This is a genomic window from Candidatus Dependentiae bacterium, assembly GCA_018266175.1.
GTDB lineage: Bacteria > Babelota > Babeliae > Babelales > RVW-14 > JAFEAY01.
Map to the genome: position 1 here is coordinate 205828 of JAFEAY010000025.1, position 17238 is coordinate 223065.

At 38.2% G+C, this 17238-nt stretch carries 17 protein-coding genes; 5 read left to right on the plus strand and 12 right to left on the minus strand.

Annotation, left to right across the window (positions count from 1 at the left end):
* Positions 1-13: 13 nt before the first annotated feature.
* From JST56_06655 to JST56_06680, 6 genes are all read right to left on the minus strand, one after another.
* Positions 14-1288, minus strand: coding sequence for a hypothetical protein (locus JST56_06655; GenBank protein ID MBS1988637.1), 1275 nt, complete (start codon positions 1286-1288; stop codon positions 14-16).
* Between the two features lie 12 nt (positions 1289-1300).
* A complete protein-coding gene (locus JST56_06660) occupies positions 1301-2305 on the minus strand; it encodes a VWA domain-containing protein (protein MBS1988638.1) in 1005 nt (334 codons plus the stop codon).
* Positions 2306-3304: a VWA domain-containing protein gene (locus tag JST56_06665; protein ID MBS1988639.1), complete on the minus strand. Its 999-nt coding sequence runs from the start codon at positions 3302-3304 to the stop codon at positions 2306-2308.
* A 233-nt stretch (positions 3305-3537) separates the two neighbouring features.
* On the minus strand, positions 3538-4245 hold the full coding sequence (locus JST56_06670) for a 1-acyl-sn-glycerol-3-phosphate acyltransferase (protein ID MBS1988640.1): 708 nt from the start codon (positions 4243-4245) through the stop codon (positions 3538-3540).
* Between the two features lie 58 nt (positions 4246-4303).
* Entirely contained in the window at positions 4304-5170 is an 867-nt protein-coding gene (locus tag JST56_06675) for a hypothetical protein (protein ID MBS1988641.1), read from the minus strand.
* Between the two features lie 8 nt (positions 5171-5178).
* Positions 5179-5922 (minus strand): hypothetical protein, encoded by a 744-nt coding sequence (locus tag JST56_06680; protein MBS1988642.1) that lies wholly within the window; start codon positions 5920-5922, stop codon positions 5179-5181.
* A 294-nt stretch (positions 5923-6216) separates the two neighbouring features.
* Between JST56_06680 and topA the strand changes: the two genes are divergently transcribed.
* The gene (gene topA, locus JST56_06685) at positions 6217-8499 is read left to right on the plus strand and encodes a type I DNA topoisomerase (protein MBS1988643.1); all 2283 of its coding nucleotides are present in this window, start codon (positions 6217-6219) and stop codon (positions 8497-8499) included.
* A gap of 86 nt (positions 8500-8585) precedes the next feature.
* Here topA and JST56_06690 read toward each other — a convergent pair whose 3' ends face one another.
* On the minus strand, positions 8586-10283 hold the full coding sequence (locus JST56_06690) for an ABC transporter ATP-binding protein (protein ID MBS1988644.1): 1698 nt from the start codon (positions 10281-10283) through the stop codon (positions 8586-8588).
* 289 nt (positions 10284-10572) lie between these two features.
* Here JST56_06690 and JST56_06695 point away from each other — a divergent pair, with 289 nt between their 5' ends.
* Both JST56_06695 and JST56_06700 read left to right on the plus strand, forming a co-directional pair.
* Positions 10573-11295 carry a hypothetical protein gene (locus JST56_06695; GenBank protein MBS1988645.1) on the plus strand — a complete coding sequence of 241 codons (723 nt, stop codon included), beginning with the start codon at positions 10573-10575 and terminating at the stop codon, positions 11293-11295.
* 85 nt (positions 11296-11380) lie between these two features.
* A complete protein-coding gene (locus tag JST56_06700) occupies positions 11381-11890 on the plus strand; it encodes a hypothetical protein (GenBank protein ID MBS1988646.1) in 510 nt (169 codons plus the stop codon).
* A 51-nt stretch (positions 11891-11941) separates the two neighbouring features.
* Here the strand turns inward: JST56_06700 and JST56_06705 are convergent, their stop codons facing one another.
* Positions 11942-12664, minus strand: a complete 723-nt coding sequence (locus JST56_06705; protein ID MBS1988647.1) for an ankyrin repeat domain-containing protein — start codon at positions 12662-12664, stop codon at positions 11942-11944.
* A 269-nt stretch (positions 12665-12933) separates the two neighbouring features.
* On the opposite strand from JST56_06705, the gene JST56_06710 reads away from it, so the two are divergent.
* Both JST56_06710 and JST56_06715 read left to right on the plus strand, forming a co-directional pair.
* Positions 12934-13323 (plus strand): nucleotidyltransferase substrate binding protein, encoded by a 390-nt coding sequence (locus JST56_06710; protein ID MBS1988648.1) that lies wholly within the window; start codon positions 12934-12936, stop codon positions 13321-13323.
* Positions 13307-13603 (plus strand): nucleotidyltransferase domain-containing protein, encoded by a 297-nt coding sequence (locus JST56_06715; GenBank protein ID MBS1988649.1) that lies wholly within the window; start codon positions 13307-13309, stop codon positions 13601-13603. Before JST56_06710 ends, JST56_06715 begins: the two co-directional genes overlap by 17 nt.
* Positions 13604-13668: 65 nt before the next feature.
* Here the strand turns inward: JST56_06715 and JST56_06720 are convergent, their stop codons facing one another.
* The 4 genes from JST56_06720 to JST56_06735 all read right to left on the minus strand — a co-directional run bounded on the left by JST56_06720 (position 13669) and on the right by JST56_06735 (position 17182).
* Positions 13669-14427, minus strand: coding sequence for an ankyrin repeat domain-containing protein (locus tag JST56_06720; GenBank protein ID MBS1988650.1), 759 nt, complete (start codon positions 14425-14427; stop codon positions 13669-13671).
* A gap of 120 nt (positions 14428-14547) precedes the next feature.
* A complete protein-coding gene (locus JST56_06725; protein ID MBS1988651.1) occupies positions 14548-15747 on the minus strand; it encodes a tyrosine--tRNA ligase in 1200 nt (399 codons plus the stop codon).
* A 36-nt stretch (positions 15748-15783) separates the two neighbouring features.
* On the minus strand, positions 15784-16416 hold the full coding sequence (locus tag JST56_06730) for a site-2 protease family protein (protein MBS1988652.1): 633 nt from the start codon (positions 16414-16416) through the stop codon (positions 15784-15786).
* 43 nt (positions 16417-16459) lie between these two features.
* Entirely contained in the window at positions 16460-17182 is a 723-nt protein-coding gene (locus JST56_06735) for a site-2 protease family protein (protein MBS1988653.1), read from the minus strand.
* Positions 17183-17238 lie beyond the last annotated feature (56 nt).

A 17238-nucleotide genomic window follows, 5' to 3' on the forward strand; every position in this document is an offset into this window, starting at 1 on the left:
TTTTTCGTTCAGCTTACCATGGCTTTTGCATATTCCCAACAGGAGGTTTTTGTCCTTTGGTTTTTTGCATGATCATATGCTTTTGTAATTTTGATTCGTCGGTGTCCAGGTTATCAAGGATAGCTCGGAATACTCTTTTTTCGGTTCCGTCTTCTTGAGCCGCTGATCCAGCAACTTCTTCGTACTCGGTATCGGTTTCTTGTTTTTCATCTTCGGGCTGAGTACCTTGAGATGGTGTTTGTTGTTTATCCTTTTGATTATTTTTAGGTTGTTCATCATGGTTAACATTATTTTTATCGTTTTCTTCTTGATCGTTTTTTCCTGGATCATCTTCCCCGTTTTGCTCGGGTTGATTGTGGTTTTGAGAAGAATCTTTTTCTCGACCTTGCTCTGGTTTACGTTCCTTGCTGTCTTGTTCACCTTGTTGTTTGTCGTCTTTTTCGGATGACTTATTTTGGTCTTGGGTGTCATTGTTGTTATTTTTATTTTTCTCTTCTTTATCTTTTTTATTTTCAGATGACTTTTTTTGATCATCTTTTGTGCCGTCTTTTTTATCGTTAGACTCACTGTTTTGGTCTTGTGAATCTTCTTTCTCACTCTGGTCTTTGCCTGATTTTTGATCTTTTTTATCACCGTTTTTATCTTTTTTGTCGCTATCTTTGTTTTGCTTGTCTTGATCTTTATTGTCTTTGTTATTCTGATCTTTATCTTGGTTATTATCGTCTGGATTATTCTCAGAGTTTTCTTGTTCTTGTTGTTTCTTTTTTTTCAAAATTTTACGCAATAATTTTTCAGCTTCTTTTTTATTCGTTATCGCTTTTTCATTTTTTTCATTAATCTCAAGCGTAGAATTGTATTCTTTGATTGCGTTGCTTACAAGGCTTGCTGCTTGGTCAAGAATTTTGACATCAACCTCTTGCTCAGGTGATTCCCAATTTTCAGGCATAATACTGAGCGCATTTTTGTACAAACATGTTGCTAAATTAAAATGCGCTTGTTCTTTAAAGCCAAGGTTTGTTGCATACAAAACTGCACGTTCAAAATTATTTTTTGCTTCATCAAATTGCTTGTTTTTATACAAAGCAACGCCAAGGCTGTAGTTGATATAAGGATTTTTAGGATCGTGTACAAGTTGATCTTCAAGTTTTTTAATGGGGTTTACCGGTTGCTTTGGTTTATCGCTTGTAAAAAAGCTACTCCAGCTGAACGCTTGAACAGATTTGTTGCTGATAACAAGACTTATTCCAATGAATCCAAGAATTTGAAGAAATTTATTGTTTATTTTCATAAGCTCTTTTCCTTACAAGATCCATTCGAGCGCTAAAAGTGCTGTCGCAATACCAAGAAACCAAGGGTAATGGTCCTCATATAATGATAATTTTTTATCAGTGAATTGCTCTTTTTCAAATTTTTTAATTAATCCAACCAGTGAGTCAAGATCGTCATCTTGATATTCTGCTTTAAAGTAGTTTCCCTGGAGTGTTTTACAAATATCTTTGAGCATTGTCTCGTTGAGTGCAGAAAGTTGAACATTTCCCTGTCCATCCATTTCATGTCCAACTTGCTTGCCCATTGAGTCTACAATTGGAATTGGAGCTCCTTGTTTTGTTCCAACACCAAGTGCGAAAAGTGTTACCTGATCTTGAATTGCTCGTTGTTTTGCTTCATTGATATTGAGTGAAAAGTCTTCACCGTCTGTTATCAATAATATTAATTTATTTTTACGTTCGGGAGCGTTTGCAAAAACATCAACAGCCCTATTTAATGCTGAGCCGATAGAGGTTGTTCCTGATGATATAGCTTCTGCATCAACATTTTCTAGAAACATTAAAAAAGCGGCTCGATCTGCGGTTAAAGGGCATTGAACAAATGCAGACCCTGAAAAGAGAATAAGTCCCAGGCGCTCAACGGTGAGTTTATCAAGTAAACTTCTTATTTTAAGTTTTGAAAATTCAAGTCGATTTGGCCTCATATCTTGAGCAAGCATACTGCGTGATACGTCAAGAAGTACCATTAAGTCACGGCCTTCTTGCACAATTATTTGTTCCTTCTTGCCCCATTGAGGTTGCATGAGTGCAATAAAGAGGAAAATAAGAGAAAGACTTAAACAGCATGCCTTAAGTAATTGTTTTGTGCGCGAAAAATGAGGAAAAATAATCGAATGCAATGTGCGATGAGTAAGTTGCGTAAACGTCTTACTGATGCGACGATAGTTTCTGATTGTAAGACCTATGAGCAGCAAGAATAGTGGTAAAAAAATAAGTCGTCCGCTACCACTAAAATGTATTCCAAATAAATCACTCATTTACCAAACTCCTCGCCACAACCAAAGTTTAAGTATTAACTCAATTCCAATGAGCGCTAAAACAAACCAAATAAAGGTAATAAAGGCCTCATAATAGTGATGGAAAAGATTTGTTTCATATTCAGTTTTTTCAAGCCGGTCAATAGTGCTGTACACATCGTGCATTTCTTGTGCGTTTTGTGCTCGGAAAAATTTACCACCAGTTGCTGCTGCAATACTTTTAAGCAGCTCTGCATTGATAGGAGAATACATTTGTTGTAATGCACCACCAAGCATTGGGTGTACAAAAAATCCGCCTTGCTCATTGCCAATTCCAATAGTGTAGACTTTTATGCCAAACTGTTTTGCAAGTTCCATAGCGGTTTGAACATCAATTTTTTCAGGAGGTGTTGGAGCTCCGTCGGTGAGTAAAATTATTATTTTACTTTGAGATTTAGAGTTTTTAAGTCGATTCACTGCTGTTGCAAGTCCAGTACCAAGCCAGGTTCCGGAAGAGTCAATCATGCGTAATTTTAGCCCACCAACAATTTCTTTTAAAATACTTTTATCAAGTGTTAATGGGCAGCAAGAGACCGCTTCTCTACCAAAAATAACAACGCCGATCGGGTCATTGCTTCTTTTTTCAATAAACCGAATTGCCTCTTGTTTTGCAACTTCAATCCGAGGGCGTCGGTCGCGAAGGTCATCAAAGAATCCCATACTTTCAGAAACGTCAACAGCAAGCACTATATCGATGCCTTCAACATTTACTTTTGAGCGTTCATCAACCCACTGGGGCCTTGTTGTTAAAAAAATGAGTCCAAGTAAGGCTGCTGCTCTCAATGCAAATAAAATATGCTTGTGATAAGCAATTGTAGAAAGCTTTTCGTGTATAATTTTACCTGTTAAAGGGTAGCGATAGATTGGTGAACGGTATAAGAACCAGCGATAAAGTACAATCAGCATAAACGCTGGAATAAGCCCGTACAAAAGTTCAAAATAAGCACAACGCAATAACATGGTTTTCCCATCAACTCAACAAAGAGATCACAGTTAATAAAACTTGTAAAATCAGAAAACCCGCTCGTCCTGCCTGCCTCGCCATAGCTTTATGCGACGGCGGGAGTGCTCGTCGAAGCTTGAGCACGATGAGTGTATCGAGGGATATGAGTGGGCCTCTGTTCTAAAATTTACTCCGACATGTTCGAATTATCAAGAGCGTCTTAAAAATCACCTGAGTCAAGAGTTGATTTTTACTGAAGTCTAAGTACTTGTTGATACCATGCATGAACGCGCTGGGTAAATTCTTGACGAGACTCACCAGGATTTATTGTAAATGGTTTACCAATCCGAATAGTGATAGGGTTACCAACACTTTGACAAATCAGACTTCCCTTCGGGAATGCTTTGTGAAATCCACTGACTGCAATCGGGACAACAGGGCGCTGTAATCGTTCTGCCGCAATTGCAAACCCTTGATGAAATTCATGAAGCTTGCCATCGGCATGACGCGTTCCTTCAGGAAAAATAAGCAGATGACGAGCGTGTCCTTGTACCCGTTCAATCGCCTGAATGAGCGCTTGAAGTGCTTTGCGAGGATTATTTCGCTGTACCACAACATGCATAATGCGAACTAAACGACCGAAAAATGGAATTTTTCCATAAAGTTCTTTACTCATCCATACGTGTGGGTAACAGCCAAGAAGCATATCAAATAAGGGGATATCAAAAGCTGATGTGTGGTTAGCAATAAAAACTGATGGCTGTTCTGGATAGGCTGGTAAATTTTCTTGTCCGTGAATAGTAATGGTTAAAAAGCTTGGGCGAATAACCATTGTTGCCATGTACTTGGTTATGAAAAAATAGAGTCGGTTATCATAACGCATTTTTTTAGGTAAAAAAGTGAATGGGTAAGCAAGGAGCGTGAATAAAGGTTGAAAAATTATCCAAGTGGCATACATGAACAAGCTTCTTAAAACATTAAGCAGAAAGATAAAGCTTTTTTTATTCAGCATCTTATTATTCCTGGTTAGCTTCTTGTTCAAAAAAACTGGTACTGTATTTTACATCACGTCGCTGGCGATATACGCAAAAAATAACACTAATCCATAGATATTCAAAAATAAAACGTAAATATTTAAAGGTGACCATAGCGACTGTAGACATTCCTGTTTTGGCAAGGTTTGTAATTTCAATGCGTTGTGAAAGTGTTATTGATGAAAGGCCGCTATCAGGATTTGATCCAAAAACAATTAATCCAATTCCAAACTCAAGAGCCCACAAGGCTGATAATAATGCAACAAAAACAGGAAGGTTATAAACAAGGAGGTTGATTGATTTTTCAACAGAAATAAAAACATCTTTGAGTGTAAAGTGTGAATCGAGCCAGTAGAAGGCGGTTAATAATTCAAGGACTCTCACGGTGAGTGTGATGGGTGCTGGAAATGAAGGGAGTTTTGTTATGCCCATACTGAGTAAAATGCAGAGTCCTAGTAACGTTAATCCAAAAATAAACATTGAAAATTGAAGATAGCGAAAAAAGTAATATTTAAAATATGAAATGGCGGGTGAAAAAGGCTCTTCTTTGCGAATGAAAAGTAGAAGTGCGCTATTGGCAACAAGGCCAATAACACTCAAAATAAACGAAATGATAATAAGCCCTGCAGGAAGGGTAACTGTTTTGTCTGCTGAAGGGGCAAGTCTTGTAAAAGTACCAACAACTGTTGCAAACAGAATGCCTTCTGCCAGGAGTAGCCAGTAAAAGTTGATTATCATGAGTGACATTGCAGCCCCATAAACCCAAGCTGAACGAAGGAGCATGGTTTTAAGCGAACCTGGCGTAAAAAAATATAATGATTTAATCCAATGATGAAGCAAGATACGCATTAAATTCCTTATTCAAAAAAGAGTGAGAAATGGCTGTGTTTAATTTTAGTATAAAGCACAGAGGTGAGTGCCGCATGGAGGCCTGAGGTAATGAGTGCCGCGATAAGCCCAAGTATGCCTACCTGTAGATTTAAAGAGTAAACCAGGAGCGTTCCCAGTAAGCCAATAATAAATGAAAAGATAATCGAAATTGTGAAAATAATCAGATTAAAAAGCATAATGCCAGGAAAAAAAGACCAGACAAGGGCAAAGCCTCGTTTAATGCTCGGTATTAAAGAGCTGAGTGAAAGGTCTGAATCAAGAAAGAAAAAGGTGCTGTAGTTCATAAAAATGAATAAAAAGTGACCAAGTAAAGAGCTTAATAAAGAAAGAACGAAATTATTTCCAAAGCTGAAAATATAGGGAAATGCTGAAAGTATAAAAATAATGAGTGCAGGGAAATATCTAAAAAAATAGCAAAAATCTTTACGTTCTACAGAAGGTCGAACTGCAAGTAAAAAATAAAAAAGGTACATATTCAATAATACGATTGATGAGTATAGGCAAATTTCGTGAAATATACCGGTGTTTTTATAAAGCGCCCCTATATTAAATGCAATAATTGCAACAATAAGCCACCAGAAATACTTTATGATAAGTCCTATTGCTCGAATAAAAGTATTGAGTGAAGCCAAAAATAGAAGCTTTGATGTGCTCCAGTGCAAGAGCCCCAGTGATTCTTGCCACAGGGATATGAGGGTTGATGATTCCATTGATCGAACTCCTTAAAATTTTACATCATTTAATAACTATATTTTTGACTGTTCTAGCCTGGAGTGTAAAAAAAATTAGAAAAAATGGAAAGCTTATCTCTGTCTCCTTGAAAGACTTGAATATTATTTACATATTGACAATGAATAAAGGCTCTCATTAAGCTAATGATAGTATTGCAGAAAAAAATTTTTTTTGACGAAAAGAGTGACACCTGGTAAAAGAAAGGCTTGCAGCGCTTTAAAAAAAGAGTGCTGTTACGTGTTTTTAATTATTAACTGGGGATGGGCGGGGTTATGGCACGAAAAAAGAAGAGCATGAAAGAAGACGGACGCAAGCTTATTATTGTAGAGTCTCCTGCAAAAATAAAAACAATTTCCAAGTTTCTGGGCAAAGATTTTAAGATTATGTCCACCGTTGGGCATATTATTGATTTGCCTGAACGTAAGCTTGGGATTACTCGAGACGAAAAAACTAAGAAAATTACCATTGATTATGTCGTAATCAAAGATAAAAAAGATATTATTAAGGATATTTGTAAACAGGCGCAGGAAAGCAGTGAAATCTTTTTGGCTTCTGACCCTGACCGTGAGGGAGAAATCATTTCTTGGCATATCGGTCAAGAAATTGAAAAAGTCTTTGCCGACCCTGAGCGTATTCATCGTATAACCTTTAACGAAATTACCAAAGATGCAATTATGCAGGCGATTTCGAATAAGGGTGATGTTAACGTTGATATGGTTAATGCTCAGCAAGCGCGTCGTATTTTAGACCGCTGGGTGGGCTATGAAGTATCACCTATCTTGTGGAAAAAAATTGCCAAAGGTCTTTCAGCAGGTCGGGTACAATCAGTTGCTTTGCTTCTGGTTTGTAAGCGCGATGCTGAAATTAATGCATTTAAGCCTGAAGAGTCATGGTCTGTACATGCTCTTTTCAAGACACCTGAGGGTGAGTTTCTTGCCGAGTTATCTAAAATAAGCGGTAAGGCTGTCGACTTAAAAAATAAAGAAGCGGCAGATAAGTTGCTTGAAAAGCTGACAAAAAGCCTCGCTTATGTGGTCAGCAAAATAACCGATAAAAAACGGGCAAAAAATCCAACTCCTCCTTTTATGACGAGTACCTTACAACAGGATGCATACAACAAGCTTGGTTTTTCAGTTGATAAAACCATGAAGGTTGCACAGCATTTGTACGAAGGTGTGCCGCTAGCGGATAAAAATAGCCCAGAAGCATTGATTACCTACATGCGTACCGATTCGTTACGTATTTCAGATACGGCAATGACAGCTGTGCGCGGGTATATTAAAAAAGAATTTGGGGATGAATATCTTCCCAAGTCTGCTAACAACTATGGTAAAAAGGGTGCGCAAGACGCTCACGAAGCGATTCGTCCTATTGACGTGCGTATGACGCCTGACTTCTTGAAGAAGTATTTGGGCAAGGATGAAGCAAAGCTTTATGAGCTTATTTGGAAGCGCTTTGTTGCATCTCAAATGACTCCAGCTGAATATTTTCAACGCCAAGTGCTTGTTGAATCGGCACCCTATACGTTTCGTGCAACCGGATCAACTTTGATCTTTGACGGCTTTTTAAAAGTCTATTTAGTTGAAGATGATGAGAGTGAAGGCGCTGTAAAAATTCCTAAAGATATTAAAGAAGGGCTTGCTGTTAAATGTGCCAAGCTTGATCCCAAGCAACATTTCACGCAACCACCTCCACGCTATACTGAAGCAACCTTAGTTAAAGAGCTTGAAAAGCAGGGGATTGGTCGACCAAGTACCTTTGTAGCAACTATCTCAACCATTCTCAAGCGCGGATATGTTGATAAAGAAACTAAGCGCTTTATTCCAACCGAGCTTGGAAAAGCCGTTAATGAGATGCTTATAAAAAACTTACCTGATATTATTAACGTTACTTTCACTGCAAAAATGGAAGAAGACCTTGATAAAATAGCTCAGGGAGAAGCGGATCGTGATGATGTTTTGAACACTTTTTATGAGAAATTTTCTAAAGACCTTGAAGTCTTTGGTGGTAAAGAGGTTTCGCGAAAAGCAGTCCAAGTTGATATGGAATGTCCTGATTGCAAGAGTCCTCTTGTTGTTCGCTTTAGTCGAAATGGCGAGTTTTTAGGTTGTTCAAAGTTTCCCGAATGTAAATTTACTTCAAGTTTTACTCGAAATGAAGACGGAAAAATTGTGCTTTCAGACGAATCAGAACAATCCCAAAGTGTTGATATCAAGTGTCCAAACTGTAGTCGACAATTGGTTAAAAAAATTGGCCGATTTGGTCCCTTCTTATCATGCCCTGGTTACCCAGATTGTAAGTATATTCACCAAGAGTCGCTTAAAATGCCGTGTCCAAAATGTGGAAATAAGTTACTTAAGCGTCGCTGGAAAGGTGGAACTTTTTGGGGATGTGCTGGCTACCCAACCTGTAATTTTTCAATCTTTGGAGCTGTTCAAGACGAAGCGTGTCCAAAATGCAAATCACCCTATTTGTTGATTGTTAAAGATAAGGATGGAAATACAACCTTCTCATGTCCTGACAAGGCCTGTGGGTTTAGTAAACAAAGTGAATAATCGCTTATAAAAAAAATACGATAATAAAAAATGGCCAGCAACTGCTGGCCATAACATTTAATATGTATATTAAATGTACAAAGTATTTAACCAAGTGTATTAAATGGTTCTTTGAGGAACTCATGCACAGAATTTCTTGCTGGTTCTGTAACTGCTTGGTTATGAAGAACAAAAATGCGATCAGCATTTTCAAGCATTTGAGGTCTATGAGAAACAATAATTAATGTTTTTTTATTGCGAAGATCTTCAATGGCCTGTCTAATCATAAGTTCAGATTCTTGATCAAGTGCAGAAGTTGCTTCGTCAAAAATTAAAATTTCAGGGTCTTTGAGTAAGGCTCGAGCAATAGTCAAACGTTGCTTCTGTCCACCAGAAAGCAGGGTGCCATTTTCGCCAACTTCCGTTTTATATCCATCAGGAAGCTTTTGAATAAATTCATCAGCGTGTGCAGCTTTGCACGCGGTAACAACTTGTTCAAAGGTTGCATTCGGTTTTGCGTACAAAATATTATTCAAAACCGTATCGTTGAAGAGGAAAGTTCTTTGGCCTACATAGCCAATCCGGCTACGTAAGCTTGCAAGCGAAACTTTAGTAATGTCATGACCATCAATGGTAATTTTTCCTGAGGTAGGTGTGACAAAGCCAAGGAGTAGATCACAAAAGGTACTCTTCCCGGAGCCTGAAGGACCGATAATTCCAATACTTTCGCCTCGGTTAATACGGAGCGAAACATTATCTAAAATTTGTGTTTTATCATAACCAAAAGAGAGAGCATCGAGTTTGATTGTATGAGAAAATGCAGGAAGCTCTTCTTCTCGATTGTAGGTTGATGGATATGCTGTGTCCATAATCGAAAAAATGCGTTCAGCAGCCGCAATGCTATACTGGACTTCAGAGTAGACCGATACAATTTTTTTGAGTGGTTGGTAGGACAGAAGAACAGCAGCAACAATAGCAGTGAGTTGTCCTGCGGTTAGAACTCCGGAAAGCACCTGTTGTACAGCAACAAAAAAAACAAAGCTTCCACCCGTTACGGCAATAATTTCGATAAGAGCTGGGGCCATTGCATCAATGTGTACATCGTTCATAATTGACTGAAAGCATCGTTCTAGATGTGTTTTGAATCGGTTTGTTTCTATTTGCTCAGCATTAAAAGCCTTAATTTCCCGAATTCCAATAATTGCTTCTTGGAGCATTGAGCTGATGCTTCCCATTTGTCGCTGAATAGTTGTAGCGGCTCGTTTGCGTGCTGAGCCCATTTTTTTAATAACAAATCCAATAATCGGACCAACAATGAGCATGAGCAAGGCAAGTTGCCAGTTTTGTGTAAATGCAAGACAGAGTAAAAATGATGCTTCAAAAAAGCTTCGAATGCCGTCTTTAATAGCAAGCGAGGCACCATTTTGAATCATCTGAATATCATTAAGAAAGTGGGCCATGAGTTGGCCGGTGCTGTTATGTTGAAAAAAGACTAAGGGAAAGTGAACAATTTTGGAAAATAAATCATAACGGACATCATTAATAACTCTGGTTCCAACCCAGTTCATATAGTACCCGGTGAGGTACATAAAAAGTGCTTTAAGCGCAAAGATTATAATAAATCCCCCGATAAAAGGAATAATGAGGTGGCTAAATTGTTTAATAAAAATTTCATCAATCGTTTGCTTGAGCAGCCAAACCGGAACTGCTGAAGCTATGCCAAAAAGCGAAGCGGTAAGCAATGAGATGCCCAGCTGCTGCCAATAGCGTTTGGTATAAGAAAGTATGCGATTAAGTGTGTTCATAGAGGGAATTCTTGCTCATGAAAAAATATCATTTTAGTACAACACGTTTAGCTTAAAGCATTTTAAGAGTATGAACAATAGATTTTCCTGGCACATAAGTCCTCAAACCTATAAAAACTTAAATAGTTTATTTTCAAATAGATTATTCAATTTTTTACATTGATGTATTAATTTCATTTTACCGTACCTGTATGAGGCGCTTGATTCACTCCTTAATTTCTATACAATCAATAATGAATGGTGAGAGTAAAAGGTTAAAGCGATAGAGTTGGTTTCAAGGAGATTTGTAATGAAAAGAAACGGTGTATTGCTTGTAACAGGCAGTCTTTTTATTTGTGCTGGATTGTATGCGCAAGATGTGGTCAATAACCGCTATTCAGACGATGACTTGTTCAATAAAGAAGCACTTGATCGCATGATTCCTCTGAATGGAACATGTATTAAAAAAGCCGCACCATCGATTCACTCAGAGCCCCTTAAAAATCAATTTGAAATTCAAGAGCTTGATGGCCTTATTGGTGCTCTTGATGAGCTTGAGGTTGCTTTACAGCCCCAAGTTGTTGAAAAAAAATCTGAAGAATGTGCAGTTCAAGATCCAAAACTTGATACTCGACATGCTGAGGCAATTATCAAGCATGTTGCTGAACTAGAACTATTAGCACAACGCCTTTTTGAAGAAGCATTACCGTTAGTTAAAAAGAGAAGTTATGGCTATTTATGGCGTGACCTTGGAAATGCAACGACAAAGATTTGGAGTGAGGATTTAGCAAAGCAAGTTTTTTACCATCCAAGTTTTAGGCTTCTTAATCCTAAGGCTCAGCAAGACCTTATCCTTGCATTGAATAAGAGATTTACTGAATATTTTAGATCTTTTGTCATGCAAAATGCGCGTAATGAAGTTCAAGCAAAAGATGACTTTGCTCGATTCTATAAAACAGTTCCAAAGCTTATGCTTAAAGTATTAAAACAACATTATCGAACACTTGACGTATCGATGATTGATAATAAATAAAAAAAGTAAGTGAAGCGTAGGAATGAAATGGTGCAGTGCTTTAGGGAGCACTGACCAAAGTGGTATTTTTTTGTGGGGGGATAGAATGTCCAAGCGTTTATTTATTTTGTTTTTGTGTGGTGTTATTGCAGGTTCAGTAGTTGCAGATCAACAAGAAATTTTGAGCTCAATAGTTCGTGAACTTGAAGGTGTGCAAGAAATTGTAAGGACCTTCCAGGATATGGCTGTGCATATTTGTCCAATTATTGATCAGGAAGTTGCAGCAGTCGATCCAAAGATGAGTTATGAAGAAGCTTCTTGGCAAGTCCGTTGGAATGTGAGTCAAGCCGTTGTTGCTTTCGCATGGCGCCCGGCCGATCCTGAAATATGTCAGGTGTTTAATGAACGAATTGATCAAGTTCCCATGGAAATAGAAGATGTCGTTATGAATGCAGTAGATAGAGTGAATGATGATTTCGCTGTGGCTTTCGAGCAGATTACAGACATCAAGGTGGCAGGGGAAGCAATGAAGGAGTACTACAAAAAAATTTCAGCGTTTGTTTTTCAAGAACTCAAGAAATATTATCCAACTCTTGATGAATCAATTTTGAATTAACAAACATTACAGTCGTTAAAAAAGATTAAGGCGCGAGAAATCGCGCCTTTTCTACTCACGAACAGCTTGGATTAATAACTCCGCAATCTCTTCATTATGCGTAGCTCTTGCCACTTCAAGTGGCGTCGTTTGCCCATTGCTTTGCCTAAGATCAAGCATAGCTCTAAGTTCTTCAGGGCTGTTTTTGAGTATTTCCAGAATATAATGAACCGCTTCAATATTATTCCAAAAAGCAGCCCAGTGAAGAGCGTTACGATTGAAAGCCCCTATAATATTAGGTGTGATAATTTCAAGCTCACACAGACTTTTAAAAATATTGATTTGCTGATTCCAAAAGAGGGGCCACTGCCAAAAACTTGCATCAATATTAAGCAGTGCTTCTCGATTGATAATCTCTTGAGCAGCTTGTTTGCCATCACGTTCTAGTGTGCTTTTATAATAGTCCAATATTGTTTGAGCATCCTCTTTTTGTGCGTATCTAAGCGTGTTATAAAAATTTTGCGTATTAAGTGGGATTTCAACGGCAGGTCTAATCTGTTGAAGATTTATCAATTCTTCTTCATCGCGTGAGCATGGGCTTACGTTATGAATAGACTCTTTTGTTTCTTCATTGTCACTTGCAGAGCAATTAAGAAGTTCATGAATAAATTCATCAGGGCTTTGGTCAGAATGTCTGCCAGGAATCTCTTCGTAAAACATGGCGTGAAGTTGAGAAATATGTGAAAAACTAGAGAGTATGAGTCCACTTATAAAGAGGCAATAGTTGAGGTTCATATGTCTCCCTAATAAAAAATTAAATAAACTTTATATGTACACTACGCTTTTTGGGGGTTAGAATTTTTTCATTTCTTAAGCATGACGAAAAGCCTCTAGTTGCTGCAAGTAAAATGAATGCGGGGGGCGCAGTGTATTACATCATAGGCAAAATTATACAATACTTGATCAAGCACTCTTGAATAGATAGACTTGAATCCAAATACAAAATAGCAATAAAGTGACAAAGAGATATTAAGAAATTTTGAATCAATCAGGGGAGAAGAGCTTTGATTATTGAAAATGTTTACATAACCCCCTTGCTTAAAGCATTCAAAAAGTTCGAAACTTTTAGAAAAAATACTATTACTGAGCAAGAAAAAGCGGGTGCTATTCAAGCATTTGAGTACTGCTTTGAATTAACTTGGAAGATCATGAAGAAGCTGCTTCAAGAGCGAGGAAAAATTGCAAATTCTCCCAAAGAAGCATTTCGTATGGCAGCGTTAGAAGGTTTTATTGGGGATCCTGAAGTTTGGTTTAATTTTTTAAAAATGCGTAATTTGACGGTGCATACCTACGAAGAAGATGAAGCTGATAAAGTTATTGAAATTTTGCCTCTTTTTTCACAAGAGATTTTTTCGTTTCTTGCAAGTATAGGTGTTCATGATGTTAGTTCTTGAAGATCGTCATCTAAAAATTATACAAAAAATTCTCAGTAAATACCCATACACATTTTATGCTTTTGGCTCTCGAGCTCGAGGTAACCCAAAGCAATTTTCAGATTTAGATTTATGCTTCGTTCAGGAAATTCCTTTAAAAACTCAAATTGCGATAGAAAGTGATTTTGAGGAATCAGATTTACCATACAAAGTTGATCTGGTTAATTGGAATACGATGAATGATGATTTCAAAAAAATAATAGAAAAAGATTTAGTTTTATTACAAGAACATAAGATTTGATCGGTTGATTTCTTTATTGTAGCAATGATTTTTTATACAAGCGCACTCATTTTTTGTACTTAAACTTATGAGATCGCGCAATATCCTAACCACGAAGAAGCTTTCGCTTCAGCCTCTTTGAGTAATGCAATTATTTCTGAATTACAACTTTGGTTTGCCCAATACAAGGCGGTATGGCCAGAGATATCGGTGAGAGAAATATCAATTTTTGCGCATGCAAGGAGTAACTTTATAGCTTCCAACTGCATACCTCGTACGGCATACATCAACGCGGTTGAGCCTAACTTGTCTTGCGCGTTTACTAAAATCGAAGGCTGTTCGATGAGTTTTTGAACAACTTCATCCCATCCAGCAAAGCTAAAAGCCATCAAAAGAGAATATTGAGTACTATCGACCATATTTATATTTATTGTATCATCTGTTTGAATTAATTGAGCGATGTCTGGAGCTTGATTTCTATCTATTTCTGGGTGTCTAAGAAGTTGTGTAACAATTCCAACATGGCCGCCTCGTATTGCATACATCAGAGCCGTAGTTCCGATATAATCTTGGCAATTTACTAAAATATCAGAGCGATTAAGCATTGCTTGAGTGACATCATTCAACCCAGCGTAACAAGCAAGCATGAGCAGTGAAGCTCCATTTTCATAGTCAATTTCATTGACGTTTGTTTTTTTCATTTGGATTAATCGACAGGCTTCGTCATCCCATCTTGCTAAGAGTGCTTGAACCAAAGGGCTATAGTGAGGTTGCTCCATGCTTTGTAAAAAACATGGAGCAGTTAAAAATGCAACTATTGCACAAAAAATTAAACATTGCTTCATGCTTTTTTACCATGTTTTTTAAGCGTTAAACAATACCTTCAATTGTTTTAAGCATGGCGCAAAGCTTGGATTAGTCGCAAGTAAAATTAATGTAACAACCAAAAATATGCTGATAATAGCTTACTTAATCTTATAAATTCTATGCTTTCCAACTCGAACAATCATGCTGGAGTGACAACTTACTTCGGCCTTGAATTCTTTAATAACCTCTCCATTAAGCGAAACAGCACCTGATTCAATTAAGCGCTTAGCATCAGAAGATCCAGAAACAGCTCCCAGTGCTTTGAGCAGTTCAACAATCCACACAGGGTTTGCAAGAGTGGTTGGAAGTATAACTTCTTGAGCGTTTGAGAAATCTTGTTTTTGAAACATTTCTTCAAAGGTTGTTCGGGCAGCCTGTGCTTGGTCAGCAGACCAGAAGCGAGCAACAATCTGTTGCGCCATATCTTTTTTCAAAACCATAGGGTGCAAGGCGCCGGCGGTAACTGCTTGTTGCATCTGGGTGAGATCATCCAGTGTCTTGCTCAGGAGCAGATGGAAATAACGCCACATAAGGTCATCAGAAATTGACATGAGTTTGCCAAATGCTTCGTTTGCCGGTTCCCAGAGCCCAACATAGTTACCAAAGCTTTTGGACATTTTTTGAACGCCATCAAGCCCTTCTAGAATAGGCATGGTTAAAATAACTTGAGCCTCTTGCCCAAATTCTTCTTGCAGGTGTCGTCCCATGAGCAAGTTAAATGTTTGGTCAGTTCCGCCCAGTTCAACATCTGCTTCCAGCGCTACGGAGTCGTAGCCTTGGCAAAGTGGGTACAAAAGCTCATGCATGCTGATTGATACATTTTCGTTGAGTCGCTTTTTAAAGTCGTCTCGTTCAATAATTTGCGCAACGGTTACCTTACCACACAATTTAATGACGTCAGCAAACGAAAGTTTGGCCAGCCACTCGCTGTTGTAGCGCAAGGTAGTTTTTGCTGGGTCAAGAATTTTGGCTACTTGCTGATAGTAGGTTTGCGCATTTTTTGCAATTTCTTCATCGGTGAGTGGTGGGCGAGTTTTTGATCGTCCGGTTGGGTCTCCAATTTTTGTGGTGTAGTCACCAATCAAGAAAATAACTTCGTGGCCAAGATCTTGAAAATCTCTCATTTTGCACAGCACCACTGCGTGACCTAGATGAAGGTCTGGAGCAGTTGGGTCCATACCGAGTTTAATTTTGAGCGGTTTATTACGTGCAAGCTTTTTGAGCAAAGCATCTTCGGGTAGTACGGTTACAGCACCATTTTTTATAATTGCCAGCTCTTTTTTTATTCTGTCGTCCATAGTAAAAACTTTCTTTTCTTTATTGAAAAATCAGGGTTAAAAGACCAGCCCTTTAAGCCATTGTGCACAGGTCAAAATGGTACTGGTCAGCAGCATTCTGGTTGGAGGGAAGATAAACACAAATAACAAAATAAACAAGGCGTAGCGGTGAATCCACAAAACAACCGCGGGGTATTTTTCGCTTAAAAAGGCAATAATCAGATGGCTTCCGTCAAGGGGTGGAATAGGGAGCACATTAAAAATTCCAAGCATGACATTGATGTACGCAAGTGCCTCAAGTATTTGCAAAAAACTCAAAGCAACTGCATCTGATACCAGATGAGTTGGGAAATGTTTTATGCAAGTAAAGGATACAAAAGCGAGTAATAGATTTGAGCATGGGCCCGCAAGCGCCGTTAAAATTGAGTAAAATTTGGGATATTTAAAATTGTGCTGGTTAAAAGGAACAGGCTTTGCCCATCCAATGCGAAAGAGAAGGAGGAAAAGCATGCCAAGCGGGTCGATATGCGCCATTGGGTTAAGTGTCAGACGCCCTGCGCGTTTTGCGGTTGAGTCCCCTAAAGCGGTTGCAGCAAGTGCGTGGCAAAATTCATGAAAGGTGAGTGCAATTAAAAATGCTGGAAGCATGATTGCCATGCTTGCAAAAAGGTCGATAAATCCTGACATCATAGCGTACCCCGTTTATACAAGCTGGTGCTTGTGTTTAAAATTATTAAAAAACAATCAGAAAAAACAGGTGTTCGATGAGTGAGCCCAAAGTAGCAATTCCGTTTAAAAATAGTGTACTCACTCCAGGGGCAAAAAATAAAATAAGTAGAATATAAAGCGCGTACTGCTCAAGCCATGCAACAATGTGTTGTTGAGAATAAGGGAGCACGTAGTGCAAAATGCGTCCGCCATCAAAAGGAGGTAGAGGGATAAGGTCGAGTAATCCAAAAAAGATTGCAACGCTCATGAGTGATTTCAAAATTTCAAGAAGAGAAACGAGTGCGTAACGTGGAAATCCACATGCAAAAACTGCTTTGATTGCAAGGGTTGCGCAAAAAGCTAAAACAAAATTTCCAAGAGATCCTGAAAGTGCCGTTAAAATTCCGCCTAATCGATAGTTCTTAAAATTGTTATCATTGATTGGAACCGGAATGGTCCAGCGAACGCCAAGCGTTATGAGCATAATAAAAAGAATTCCGCGTGGAATCTTTTCGCCCAAAAGTGCACCAAGTAAAAAAAAGACAATCAAAACAATTGATAGCCCTGCAATATCAACATGTGCAAGTGGATTAAGTGTTAAAAACCCTTCATCTTCAGCTGTACTGTCTCCCATCAGTTTGGCTGCAAGGGCTTGAAAGAATCCTTTAAAGGTAAAAACAAGAAGAAAAACTGGAAAGAGCGTGGCGATTAAATTGAGTACTTGCATTAGGTTGTTTGAAGTTGTCATCGTGTATCCTTTGATTTATAAATCGAGTCATCCCCTCTAAAATAAAAAATATTGAA

Bases quoted from the DNA above. Each gene is read 5' to 3' on its own strand.
- JST56_06735 (MBS1988653.1), bottom strand. From the start codon at position 17,182: ATGACAACTTCAAACAACCTAATGCAAGTACTCAATTTAATCGCCACG.
- JST56_06695 (MBS1988645.1), top strand. From the start codon at position 10,573: ATGAAAAGAAACGGTGTATTGCTTGTAACAGGCAGTCTTTTTATTTGT.
- topA (MBS1988643.1), top strand. From the start codon at position 6,217: ATGGCACGAAAAAAGAAGAGCATGAAAGAAGACGGACGCAAGCTTATT.
- JST56_06725 (MBS1988651.1), bottom strand. From the start codon at position 15,747: ATGGACGACAGAATAAAAAAAGAGCTGGCAATTATAAAAAATGGTGCT.
- JST56_06660 (MBS1988638.1), bottom strand. From the start codon at position 2,305: ATGAGTGATTTATTTGGAATACATTTTAGTGGTAGCGGACGACTTATT.
- JST56_06690 (MBS1988644.1), bottom strand. From the start codon at position 10,283: ATGAACACACTTAATCGCATACTTTCTTATACCAAACGCTATTGGCAG.
- JST56_06720 (MBS1988650.1), bottom strand. From the start codon at position 14,427: ATGAAGCAATGTTTAATTTTTTGTGCAATAGTTGCATTTTTAACTGCT.
- JST56_06655 (MBS1988637.1), bottom strand. From the start codon at position 1,288: ATGAAAATAAACAATAAATTTCTTCAAATTCTTGGATTCATTGGAATA.
- JST56_06680 (MBS1988642.1), bottom strand. From the start codon at position 5,922: ATGGAATCATCAACCCTCATATCCCTGTGGCAAGAATCACTGGGGCTC.
- JST56_06705 (MBS1988647.1), bottom strand. From the start codon at position 12,664: ATGAACCTCAACTATTGCCTCTTTATAAGTGGACTCATACTCTCTAGT.
- JST56_06730 (MBS1988652.1), bottom strand. From the start codon at position 16,416: ATGATGTCAGGATTTATCGACCTTTTTGCAAGCATGGCAATCATGCTT.
- JST56_06700 (MBS1988646.1), top strand. From the start codon at position 11,381: ATGTCCAAGCGTTTATTTATTTTGTTTTTGTGTGGTGTTATTGCAGGT.
- JST56_06665 (MBS1988639.1), bottom strand. From the start codon at position 3,304: ATGTTATTGCGTTGTGCTTATTTTGAACTTTTGTACGGGCTTATTCCA.
- JST56_06675 (MBS1988641.1), bottom strand. From the start codon at position 5,170: ATGCGTATCTTGCTTCATCATTGGATTAAATCATTATATTTTTTTACG.
- JST56_06715 (MBS1988649.1), top strand. From the start codon at position 13,307: ATGATGTTAGTTCTTGAAGATCGTCATCTAAAAATTATACAAAAAATT.
- JST56_06670 (MBS1988640.1), bottom strand. From the start codon at position 4,245: ATGTATGCCACTTGGATAATTTTTCAACCTTTATTCACGCTCCTTGCT.